Here is a 13,977-nt window from a genome sequence, read left to right on the forward strand (position 1 = left end):
ACCATACGAAAAACTACGTACACCATCCTCCCACCAACCTCTCACACCTCCTCGTCACACCTCCTCAACAGCCTGCCAATGCTTACGCTCCATTAAAAATAACAAATTTTTTTACATAAAAACAACACTTTCAAAATAAAAAACCAGAAAACGACTTAAATCCTTGTCAAACCTAACTGTTTTTATGCTAGGGGCGATAAAATAGAAGTATCGAAACAATTGTTTTTAAATGACATTTAGAGAGTGAGATATTCATCTTTGGCAACCACACTTTTTCAATAGCTAATATTTTTGAAAGGAAACTATTTACTTATTAAAGTGTGATAGTTGCGTTTACAGCACTTTCTCATCTGTCAACCCTCTTTCTGAGAAAACAAGTTTGAGAGAACACGCCAAAGGTTTATAAGCAAACACGAGGCAACAGACAAAAGAATTTTCTAGTAATTCTTTTCCTCAAAACGATTTTTCCTAGAAATACAAACCCTTGGGGAAACAAAGATATGAACAAAATTTATAAAGTGATTTTTAGTCGTCGTTTAGGTGCTTTTGTCGTAACGTCTGAGCTTACCAAAGCCCATAGTAAGGACAGCAATAACGTCGATGAGCGTCGTGGATTGGTAGATGGTCAGTCCCAACACGGTGCATGGCTTCGTCGTGCCCTATCGTTCCTACAAAGTCCGCGACTATCACTTCGTCCGCTTGTCGTATCTTTGGTTATGGGTATATCCGTACCTGCATGGGCGGCTGGTGGTTTTATGGTGCAAAACGGTAAACTGGTTTATTGTCCAAATATTGATACAAACACTAATACTTGTGCCGGAACCATATCAGCCGCTAATTTATCCTCTGATACAAATAATTTGTTAACTTGGAATGGCACAGGCGGTTTTTCAACGCCTAGCATTACCTTAAACAGTAAGGTTCTTGCCTATAACCAAACTTGGGCTAATGCCGTTGGCGGAAACACTGGTCTCTCTTTTGATGGCAAACCGATTACCCCTTACTATGGGGTGAATAGTGGTGCCAATGGGGGTAACTACTACGGTCAAGGGGCAAGCGGTAGTAATGCTATTGCTATCGGCTCTGATGCTTCATCGACAAATCTGAGCACGATTGCTGTCGGCTCTGGTGCTTCTTCTGTTTATGCAGGTGCAATCGCTATTGGGAACATGGCCATAGCAACGAATAATGGAAATAGTTTGAGTAAACAGGTGAAAGATAAATACGGCAACATAACACCATCAATGGTTGCGATTGGTAATGGGGCAAGAGCCCGACATATTGGGGCCATTGCCATTGGGTATAACGCTTTAGCCTCAAACCGCAACTCTATCGCCATTGGTGAAAATGCTTTAGTAACAAATGGTGTTGATGATGCCCATGGTATTGCGATAGGTGGTTCGGAGGACCCTGATACAAGAACGGTTGCTGGTAGAAACACAATTGCCATCGGTTATGGTGTTAACCTCATGAATGCTGGGCATAGTTTTGCCTTTGGCACCAATCTTCGTGTAAAAGGGGCTGGAAATATTGTCTTTAGTGCGGCTAACTCTATTAGTGACCCAACCTTGGTGGCGGGTTACTTTAATACGGTCGTTGGTGCTAAAAATGCTTTGAATGGAATCAACTATACGGCATCAGGAAATGAACATACTTACAAGGATATTGCTTACAACTTAGTTTTTGGTGCCGACAATACCATTGCAGGAACAGCTGGGGCGGATGCTCGGTCAAATACTTATGATGGCACAGCAGGAGCCTATAAAAACGCAATTGTGGGGATGAATAACAACTTGGCAGGGGACAACTATCATAATAGGCTGTTAGCCTCCGACTCTATCCTCAACACAGGTGCCCATCATAACACCCTGCTCGGCTCGAAGATTACTGTGAACAGTAATACCTACGGCAGTTATGTGTTGGGGAGTAATGTTAAGGTCACCGCCAACAACTCGGTGTATTTTGGTGATGCCTCAACCGCCTATACCAGCGGCATTTTAACAAAACCAAATGGAACTACTCCAACAACGGTTACTACCTCGACCAAAGCAGAAGATGTTGAAAAATACGGTATCACCATCGGTGAACAAGGGCAAACCAAAGCGGTGATTGGCGGTAGAAGCTATAATTTTGCCGGTCTTGGTCAAGTAAATGGCGGTGTTATCAGCGTAGGGAGAGTAGTCGGCATGACAGCCAATAACACTGTCGCAGGTGCAGGAGATACAATTGACCACTATGCTTCCATCGGTCGGATTATCCAAAACGTTGCACCGGGTTTAATCGGGGCTTCATCTACCGATGCGGTCAACGGTTCACAACTTTATGCGGTAATGACAGCGGTAGATTCTGCTATTGCCCGTGTAGCGTCCGGTGAGAGCGGACCTGTAGTCTATACGACAGACAGCGGTGATCGTTTATACAAAGAAAACAATATCTTCTATAAAACGGAAGTAACCACTTTAAACGGAATCACCTACCAACAAGCCTCCAATGGCTTATGGTACTCGTCTGATAGCTTTACTGATGGTTTATTAAACGCTGATGTTAATGTCAACTCTGGCAAAACCTTGCAACAATTAGCAGAGGGACGAACAGATAGCGTCGTCGTTCCATCTTCCTCTTTAGTGCTTTCCGCCGTCAATGCCGAAAAAGACAGCAATGACGCCACCAAAGCCGAGGCAACCACCACCCTTACAGCTTTGAAAAACCTCAAAAATGCTTTAACGGTTTTAGCAACAACAGACTTGGACAATGCAGCCAAAGAGTTATATAAAGTACAAACAACTGGTGCAACCGATGCAACATGGACTGCCTTAAGTGCCAAAAATAAAAAAACTTGGTTAGAAAAGGCCACCATCGCTAATGCCAAAGAAAAACTCACCACGCTGTTGGGTCAAACGGATGCTCGTAAATTAAGCCAAGCGGTTAACTTGCAAGACTTGCAAACCCTTGCTTATGCAGGCTTGGACTTTGCTGGCGATAGCGGTACAAACGTTCATCGTAATTTAAGCCAAACTTTAGCGATCAAAGGTGGTGAAACCACACCCAACAATTTAACCGCCCTCACCGACAAAAATATCGGTGTAGTGGCTGATGGCGCTGGTACACTCAGCATTTTACTTGCCAAAAATTTAAATAGCTTAACCAGTGTACAAACTGTCAACAACAACGCTTGGCAGAAACAGCAGGGGGATAATGATACTCTAACAGCTACACAGTCCGTTACCAAACTGGATGCCTATGGTCTTCATCTAGGTCAGGCAGGGGCAACAAATACGGAAAAAGCGTCCGTTATGCTGTTGAATCCTGAGAATTCTCTAAAAGATAAGTTAATAAATAGCATTTCCCCAATTTTTGCTACCGCCAGCAATGGCGCTTGGGGTACCGGCGGGAGCAGTATAGTTGGTGGTGCTACAAATAATGGATATATCTTTGGAAACGGTGCGCTGGGCTTATTGGTTGGTTCCTTAGCGGAAGGGTCTAAAACGGACTTTACCGGTGGTACCGGACAAGGCTATGCGGTCTTCTTGGGACTTCGCAATGGCGTAGTGGATGTTACTAAAACACCGGAAAGTAAAGGTCAGCCCATTATTTACGATTTAAGCCATGCAGAGAATGATAACAAGAAGATGTTGCCCGGCACAGCATTTAACACAACGGAATCGTCTGGTCCTATCGCCATTGGTGCGTATAACTCCATTACGGGCAATTCCGGGCTAGCCGTAGGGAGCCTCAACCGTGTTTATGGAAATGGCGGTGTCGTAGTGGGAACCACTTCAGTTGCCGATGCCTATAGCTCGGTGGGCCGCTTTGGCGTGACTATGGGCTTTAATGTTAAGAACGGTGAATGGAGCCAACAGTCCGTGGCGATTGGTGCCAATTTGCAAGCCGTAGGTAGCGGTAATATTATCTTGGGCGGTGGTACCAATAAATATTATGGCGCCAATTACTGGCAGGGAGCCGATGGTCAAGTGGAGACCATCACGGATGGTGTGTATACCACGTTAGGGAATGTATTTACAGGTAGCCTCTCGAACGCGGGTATGCGATTTTTTGGTGATCGAAATATCGTCTTAGGTGCCAAAAACCGCACGGAAGGGTTTAACCCGAATGTAGGTGGAGATGGCTATGGTGGTAATGCCGGTAACGGTAGTTATACTCGTATTGCCGATAATGCCATTACGGGGGCCAATAACAGTATTCGTGACCTTTCTTTCCGCAACAGTGTGTATGGTTCAAATAATATTGTAACCGCTGGTGTGGATAACATGATTATTGGTTCTGGCAATGATATTCAGGCAGCCTACGAGGGAACGCTAAGCTATACTGGAGGAAGTGCTTCAGGTCTTGTTAATACTGCACAAACCATTGGCAATCTATGGCGAGTAACTACAACCGGGTCGGGCGATACAATCAAAGCCAACACTAATCAGTTATTATACGGTGATAGCAACTCTATTATCGGCTCACGCAATACCATTGGTTACAATACTGGCCATAACTTTCTAGCCGGTGCAGATAACACCATCTATGAAAACTCACAATACAACTTCCTCGCAGGTTCTCGTAATATAGCTGGCTCAGACCTTGACAATTCAGCGAAGGTCAAAGAAGTGGCAAAAAAGTTAGGAATCTCTGTTAATCCAACAGATGATTTGGAGACTGTTCTAAAAGCAATTAAGGATTATCAATTATCTGTAGGTAACGGTACCACAGGACTAAACTTGCTTGCTGGCTCTTATAACATAGCTGGAAAAGGGTCAAGCAACAATGTCGTTCAAGGTAGCAATGTCATTATTCGCAACAATGTAAAAGGCTCTTATGTCTTAGGCTCTCATGTGGATGTTGCACAAAGTAACTCCGTTTACATTGGCGACTCCTCAGTAGCAACATTAAAACCTACGGCTGTTTCGGATGTTGAGAATGGCAAAACCAAATTAAAGGATTTGAAGCATGGTAATGTAACGGATTTCTCTACCCTTTCCTTTGACGAACTCAACTCCCTTATTACAGCAGGTGAAAGAGGTCAACAATCCATCACCATTAACGGTGATTTGTACAAATTTGCAGGTATAGGTGAGATTGGCAAAGGTGTTATTTCTGTTGGACGCATCGTTGTTGAAAATGGGAAAAACGTTTCCTATGGTCGTATTATTCAAAACGTAGCCCCTGGTTTAATCGGTGCTAACTCTACAGATGCTATTAATGGCTCTCAACTGTACGCTATTCGTAACTCCATCGAAGCCAAGGTTGAACAAGTTATCTCTGGCGAGCAAGGTCCCGTAGTGTACACCGATAAGGATGGCAATAGACTATTAAAGCAAGACAACGTCCTATATACCGCTGACCTAACAGATGGTTATCGTCAAGCCATTAATGGGCTTTGGTACAAAATAGGAGATTTTAATAAGAACAGTGATGGTACTTATTCACTCAAAATTTCTGACAATCCAAACGGAAAAACGCTTGCAACCTTAAACTACTCAAAAGGCTGGGTTAAGGTAAATGGTTTATGGTATCAAGAGAATCAGGTAAATTTTGACGATAAGGGGGTAGCAAGCCTCAAGGAAAACACTAGTCCTGATTCAGGATTAAACGATGCTACATTACAAGCTCAAAACCAAGAAAACTCCAAAGTATTTGACCCTAAAAATGCTATTCTCTCCTTGGTGAATGCTGCTCAGCAAGCATCAAAAGATGCTGCCATACAAAAAACAGCCACAAAAACCGCTACTGTTTTACAAAATCTCTCTACTGCATTAACCGCCGGCGAAGGAGATACTGACACAGCGAAACGCCAAAACTCTGTTGACACACTCATCGATTTAAAAGATGAACAAACCAATCAACGTTATTTCTCCCAAGCCGCAACCGTTAAGGATCTTCAGACCCTTGCAATCGCTGGTATGGATTTCAGTGGCGATGACTATAAGGCTGATGACATCAGCACCGTTGTACACCGTAATCTTTCTGAAAGACTCTCTATCAAGGGCGATGCTGCTCCAGCCGCAGGATTTGAAAGTGCGACAGGTAATATCCGCGTGATAAAAGACAGCACACAGGGAGCTAATGGATTGATTATCCAATTAGCCAAAAAACTCACCAATTTAGCCAGCGCCACATTCACAGACAGCACTGGCAATACCACAACAATTAACGGTGGTGGGGTTACCATTCAGCCTCCTACTCCATCAGGCGATGGTCAGACAGCTCCAAAACTCATTAGCATAACCTCTAATGGCATCAGTGCAGGGGATAAAGAAATTACCAATGTCGGTAGCGCGCTAGATGGTGATGGAAATATCCCAAGTGGCAAAGAGTCTAACGCAGCAAACTTAAGTGATGTCAAAACGCTTGTAAATAACAGTGCATGGAATATCAAGCAGAATACAAGTTCAAACGAAACATTAGTTGGCTCTGTGAACAATACCGACTCCGTTGTCTTTAAAGATGGTACTGGCACCACTGTTTCTGTTTCCAAAACAAAAGCTACTAGTACAGCGCCGGAATCCTATAGCGTGGTGTTTAATGTGAACAAAGGCACTATTGGCAAAAAAGAAGGTGATTCTTCTTATGAAGTCAAGACAGGCGATTCAACCAACTCCTTTATCACTTCTGGTGACTTGGTAACGGTATTGAACGAACTTCAGACCTCTATCGCGACAACAGATGCTAAAACATTTGGCCTTGCACCGACAACAGGTACCGCGGTTACCGCTGCATTAGGTAGTACGATTAGTGTTATTGGGTTCAATAATAATATTTCTACACTCTCTGACAATGGCAATTTCAAAATCAAGCTCTCCCCTACTGTTGTCTTAGGAGATGCGACCGATAATGGAAGTTTAGAAGTCAAACAAGCAGGAACTTCAGGCAGTGTCAATGGCGTTAAGATTGCCGATGGTACGATTACCTTTACAAGCCAAGAGGGAGGTTCAAGCTACCAATCTCTTGCTCTCAAACAAGTGCTAAATGGTGAGAAATTACTGACTAGCACCGCACAAAACGATCCTCGCCTCAACTTTAATGGTCATAACCTCGCTACCATGGGTGATGGTATGGGTTTCCGTGGTGATTTGAATAAAGATGGCGCTTCAAATGGTAATGGTTCTGCTTTCAACCTTGCACTCAACCAGCAGTTGAAAATTTATGGTAACTACAACGGAAACGGTCTTGATGGTTTAACAAGCGGCAATATCGCTGTGGTCTCAAATGGTACTGATACGCTTACCTTACAATTAGCGAAGGACCTTAGACAAATGCAATCGGTGGGTTTTGGAACAAATACTACGAACGCCCCCACTATTTTGATGCAGTTGCAACAACCAGCAGCCAATACAACCAGTCCAATTCTTAACCTAGTCGGTGTTGACGACACCAAGCCTCGTATCACTGGCATCATGACGGATACCATGTTATATGGCTATAAGAAAACGGGTTCCACTGGAGAAACACGATTTTTTGATCATCTCTTAAGCGATACTGAGATTCAAACTAATTTTAGTGTTGAGAATCCAAGTGACGTAACACTTGTTGAGAAAAAATTCTCCACCAAAAATAGTGATGATGTCGCCAGTATTGGAGATTTGGAAAAGTACTCTAATGAAGCCACTCGTATAGTTGATGACAACATTAACAACCTTCGATATGGTTTAAGAACACAAAATGGCAGCGAAACAACATATGCTTATACGTCATTAGGCAATACAGCGGCAGAGGATAATACTATTAATGTGACAGGCAATAATATCTCTGTCAAAGCTACTGGTAATGGCAGTGATGCAACATTGGATATTAGCCTTAATAATGACATTGTTCTTGGCAATAATGATGGAGCTGGCGCCTCTATTACCCTAAATGGTGATAATGCTAATGAACAAATCAAGCTAGATGCTAAAGAAAGTCAGATTAGTATTCAAAATAACGGCAAAGAACGCATTACCCTAGATGGGGCCAATGGAACTATTAAATTTACTGATAGCAACGGAACGACTACCAATAGCATCGGTTTAAGCACTGACAAGGTTGCTGATTTGGGTGGCAACGAAACATACCGTCTCACAACAGGTGATGCCGCTGTGGCCACTATGAACGATGGACTTAAGTTTGCAGGTAACAGTGAGGACTCAGCTGACATTATTAAGCGCAAATTAAATGAGCAGCTCCAAATCAAAGGTGGCAAGACTATCGCTGATAAGAACGAGATAGCCCAAACGCTCACTGATGCCAATACCTATGTTGATGTGGATACCAGCAATAATGCCTTGATTGTTAAGTTGGCACGTGCATTAACTGGTCTAGAAAGTGCGACATTTACAACCATCAATGAAGATGGCTCTACTGATGACAGTAAACCACAAACAACCATTAATGGTAATGGCATCACCGTAACCAAGTCCGCAGCAGATGCTAGTAAATCCGTGAGCCTCACAGAAAAAGGACTTGATAACGGTGGCAATGCTATTAAAGGCATCAGTAGCGTGATGAATGACACCGCTATTGGTGGTGGCTCAAGTGGCACACAAAATGGCTCAGCCGATAGTTCTGCTCCAAGTGGTGATAGCAACACTTTCTTAACCACACTGCGCGGTTTCCAAAGCTCAGATACGACTGATGGAGGTGGTGCAGAGAAATTAAACAGCGCTGCTACTGTGGGCGATTTGCAAAAACTATCCAACTCTCCCCTATTCTTTAGCGCCGATAACTATGCTAAAGATACAGAGAATACCTATATCAAACGTCTGCTTGGTGAACGTGTTGCTATTAAGACAGGTGCATTTACTTGGGATGGTAATGCATTAAGTGGTTCAGTTGCTACAGCCACTACAAACTCTTATAGCAATACCAACCTTGCTGCCGTAGTCAAAGATGGGCAGATTCTTCTTGGCTTTAAAGAGCAACCTCTCTTTAATACTGTCGCGATTGGTACCTCTGGTGCAGGCAATAGCATCACTATCAGCAAAGTAACTGGCACAGCACCTGAGGGAAGTAAAGATGTACCACCAGCGTTGCAGTTCGGTGATACAACAAATCCTGTTCAAGTAAAAAACATCGCTACCCCGGCTGATGCCAACGACGCTGTGAACAAGTCTTATGTGGATAGCAAACTTGGCGACGCAGCATGGACGATTGGAGCGACGGTGACTGGTGCTGAAGGAGTTGTAACCCCTAGCACATCAGTTAATAAGGGGGATATCGTCAACTTTAACTCTGGTACAGGTACCACAACCACTGTTGCTGTAACAACCGATGACCAGCAAGATATCTTTGGGGTAGCGGTTAATGTCAACGAAGCAACCCTCACAAGAGACAACGAAGGCAAAGTGGTTTTGGATACAACTAACGGTACACCTGATACACATAGTTATGCTACCGCTAAAAATATCGCCGATATGATGAATAATCTTGGTACTAAGATTAGTGATTCAACTTTTGGCTTAAAAGCAGCTGATAATAATACAGTGACTAACAAACTAGGCAATACAGTGACCATTATCGGGGCTGATAACAATATCACCACGAAAGTGGTTGATGGTAAATTACAAATCGCTTTAAATAAGGACTTGGTACTAGACAGTCTCTCCACAGGCACTACTACAATGAATAGTAGCGGTGTGACTGTGGGTGATGATGTTACCTTAACGAGCACAGGTCTAACCATCACCGATGGTCCAAGTGTTACATCAACAGGTATCAATGCAGGTGACAAGGTCATCTCTAACGTAGCAAAAGGTAGTTTAAGTAGCTCTTCTACTGATGCAGTGAATGGTAGTCAACTCAACGAGCTTATATCTAAACTAGGTTTAGAGTTGAATAACGACAACAAAGGTCTTGCTGAACAAACGTTTACCGCCATTCAAGGCTCTGCCGACAGTGCTGCCCCTACCTCTTATAAAGACGCTATTGATGACTTAACAACAGCCGTCAATAAAGGGCTAATCTTCCAAGCAGAAGATGATGAGAACACTATCACCAAACACCTAGGTGATACCTTAGAATTTAGCTCTGATGATGATACAGGTAATTGGAAAGGCGGCAATATCCAGATTACACAAAAAGCAGGCAAGATTAATATTGCCCTCCAAGAAATCAGTAGTATCAGTGACACAGACAATAGCGATGTCGATAATAAAGCTAATGCAGGCTTAACCACAGGTAAAGTAGTCAAAGACTATGTGGATAGCAAATTGGCCAACTCTACACAACAATATACTGGTGATAATACGATTGGTGGAGATGGAGCCGATAAGGACAAGCTCGTCACTATTACGCGTACGCCTAGCCAAGTTCTCGGCATCAAAGGTGGTGCAACAAGCTATAGTGAAGAGAATAACCTTGCTGTTATCGCCGATAGCACAAATGGGACACTGACTCTACGCTTAGCCAAAGAGTTAAAAGGTCTCACCAGTGCTGAATTTACTGATGCAACAGGTAACACCACTAAGATAGAGGGTGGTCAAACGACCTATACCTCAGTAGCAACAGACACTTCCAATGGAGGTAAAAAAACTACTACAACCACAGTGGGTAAAGATGGCATTAGTATTACTACAAATATAACCGGTGGGACAACGCCCTCTACAAGTACGGTTAGCCTTACTGAAAATGGTCTAAACAATGGTGGTCATGCAATTACTGGAGTTCTCAGTGCTATTGAGAGTATCAAAGTACCCGCTCCAGAAGGAACTGATGCTGCTGATAAAGATGGGGATAATCTTAAAAATCCAACGTTTGCTCAGCGCCTCGAACAAGCCATAAAAAATAACACAGCAAAAAACAGTGCTGTCAATGTCAATGACTTGTACCAAGCCTCTCAAGAAGCCTCTAAGGCAGCAGCTGCCGCTAAAACTATCGTAAAAGGCGCCGGTGCTGCTGTGGTAAGCAAAACCACTGGAGAACAAGGTCAAGATATCTACGAAGTTAAGGTTGAGCAAACCACTGCGTATGTTGATGCAGAAGGTAACAAACTTGTCAAAGGGGCTGATGGTAAGTGGCATAAAGAGGAAGACCTTAAGGGCATGGCGTATATTCCTAGTGGAGTAGAAGGACAGCCAGGCACTTGGATGAAAGTCGGTGACAATGGCGCATTAACAACCGCAGATGCCCCTGCACCAGCAACACCTGTGTCGGTGAAACTTGTCAATGCCGATGGTACAACTGCAACAGCTACCCAATTAGGCAATGTTGCCAGTGCGATTGGTGGCAAGACTAACGATGGTAGGGAGAACACCTTTATAGCCAACTTAAATAAAGTCGGCAAAAAAGATGAGAATGACCCAACCAAGCCAGCAACAGACGCTATTGATAGTAACGCCGCTGTCACTACCCAAGACCTCAAAAACTTGGCAGACTCTGGTTTTAAATTACAAACCAGCGGTAATGGTGATAAACCAGCACAAACCATTAAGCTAGGCGATACTATCCAAGTGGTGAATGGTACCAATGCCAAGGTATCCGCCATTACCAGTAAAAACGGCGTGCATACCTACAGTATCAATGTTGATGGCTTACCAATGGCGTTTAAAGATGCTGATGGTAATCCACTTGTAAAAGTCGGTGATACATTCTACAAAGCGTCTGATATTGGTAAGGATGGTAAACTTACAGCAGAGGCAAAAGAAGCGACACCAACAGCAGTGGCTTTATTAGATAGTAAAGGTGCGGCTACAGCCCAAAAACTCGGTGGTATCCAGTCTTCTGTAAACGATGTTAAAGTCGTTAAAACAGATGATAAAGGCGAACCTGTCATACAAGATGGTCAACCTGTCTATGTTGACAACCCAACATTTGCGGATCAACTTGCGACTGCCGCCAAGGACGATAATCTCAAAAACGCTGCGGTTAATGTGAACGATTTGAACGAGGTCTCTAAACGTGCTGAAGCAGCCAACCAAGCTGCCACTAAAGCACAAGAAACGGCAAACAAAGGCTTTAATGTCAAGGTCAGTGCTGATGGTGGTAATGCAAATAAAGGTACGAAGATTGGTGATAGCGGCGACAACATCGCTCCAGGCGAGAGTCTTGAGTTTGTCGCTGGTAAAAACGTCACTCTTGATCAAAGCGAAGGCAAGATTAAGATTTCGACCAATGACCAAGCGATTGTGAACAATACCGTTTTGCCTGTGGATTATGTGACTGAAACCAAGGATAAAGACGGCAAGGTTACTGCTCGCGATAAAGTCTACAAAGGGGCAGATGGCTTCTTCTACAAAGATGCTACTCTTGCACAAAATGTCTCTGCTACAGACAAGGAGGGTACAGGTACGTATAAGGATTCGAAAGGAAATTCTGTTTCTGCCAAAGACTCTCGCGTAGCGATGGACAGTATCGTCACCGCGGTTCAAAATCCTGATGGAACGTTCAATACGTCAACCACACTCACCAATGTGGCTGATGGTACTATTGCCGAAGGCTCCAAAGAGGCCGTTAATGGTGGTCAACTTCACCAATTAAGGGCTGAATTAGGTGTAACAGAGGAAATCACCAACAATTTCCACACGGTCGAAATGAAGGAATTTAAAACTACCGTCGTACAAAAAAATGGTGAAACCAAAGAAATTACTGTTCATGTGCCCGCGGATAAAGATGGTAATCCATACCTCAAAACCTACAACGTTCAAGGACAGCAGGAATACATCACCAATAGTGTGTACAGTGCTATCCAGAACATGAATGAACAAGGTATCAAGTATTTCCATACTAACGATGGACAAGCACCAGTAAATCAAGATCACAACACTGAAGACTCCAGTGCGGCGGCGAGATATTCAACCGCTATTGGTTATAAGGCTTCCGTTGGTAAGAATTCGGATAATGCCTTAGCTTTCGGAGCAAACGCTAAAGTAGCTGAAAACTCAGAAAACTCGATTGCTATCGGTAATGGTAGTGAGGTTTCTGGTAGCAACAGCATTAGCATTGGTACGGGTAACAAAGTCACTGGTTCAGGCTCTGGTGCCTTTGGTGACCCATCCGTAATTACGGGTGATAGCAGCTACAGTGTAGGTAACAATAATAACCTCTCTGCGGATGGCTCATTTATCATTGGTAATAATGCTGAAATTAGCCAAGGTGCTAATAATGCTGTGGCTATCGGTAGCAGAGCCAAGGTATCTACCAGCAATAGCGTTGCCGTCGGTGCTGGTGCAGAAGCCACTCAGACCCTTGAGCAACTCCAAAGTGCTACACCTTGGGGTGACCCAAATGCAGTACAAGGCTATGGCAACCAAGTCGTGGGTGAAGTCTCTGTTGGTCGTATGACAGAAAGTGGTGAGCAAGAAGTACGTCGCATTACCAATGTAGCAGCAGGCTCTGCGCCAACTGATGCAGTCAATGTTAGCCAGTTATATGGTTTAGGTGCGGATATGAGCAAACGCATTAATCAGCTTGATAACCGTATCAGTGGTTTAGAAAAAGACTTAGATGCTTCTACAGCCACAGCCGCAGCAATGGCTAACTTACCTCAAGCCTATATCCCAGGCAAGAGTATGGTTGCTTTGGGTACTGGCTTCCATAAAGGACAGCGTGCAGTTGCGATTGGTGTGTCACGCATCTCTGACAATGGCAAGTTTATCCTCAAAGGTAGCCTCAGTCATAGCTCACGCAATAATACGACTTTCGGTGCTGGAGTCGGTTATCAATGGTAATAGGCTGCTGGTGCTAGCGGTCGATTAAATGGTAATCAGCTGCTGGTGCTAGCTGTCGATTAAATGGTAATCAACTGCTAGTGCTAGCGGTCGATTAAATGGTAATCAGCTGCTGGTGCTAGCGGTCGATTAAATGGTAATCAGCTGCTAGTGCTAGCGGTCGAGGTACATTCTACTGATATTAGCTACTGCCAACAGGCAGTGCTAGTATCCTGCATTAAATATAATCCCCCATTCAAAGAACTTTGAATGGGGGATTTGTCTAAATAAGTACCACTAAATCAGATACTACTCTACATCGCACCTGAGTATCATTTGCTCTAGTATTTTAAAT

Annotated in this window: 1 protein-coding gene; it reads left to right on the plus strand. The window is 43.7% G+C overall.

What is annotated here, in order from left to right:
* The first annotated feature begins 500 nt into the window (after positions 1-500).
* Positions 501-13,643 carry a YadA-like family protein gene (locus HKX40_RS05670; protein ID WP_171588602.1) on the plus strand — a complete coding sequence of 4,381 codons (13,143 nt, stop codon included), beginning with the start codon at positions 501-503 and terminating at the stop codon, positions 13,641-13,643.
* The last annotated feature ends 334 nt before the right edge of the window (positions 13,644-13,977 follow it).

The sequence above is a fragment of the Pelistega europaea genome, assembly GCF_013133775.1.
GTDB classification, from domain to species: domain Bacteria; phylum Pseudomonadota; class Gammaproteobacteria; order Burkholderiales; family Burkholderiaceae_B; genus Taylorella; species Taylorella europaea.

Excerpts from the sequence above, each read along its gene's own strand:
- HKX40_RS05670 (WP_171588602.1), top strand. The coding sequence starts at position 501 with ATGAACAAAATTTATAAAGTGATTTTTAGTCGTCGTTTAGGTGCTTTT.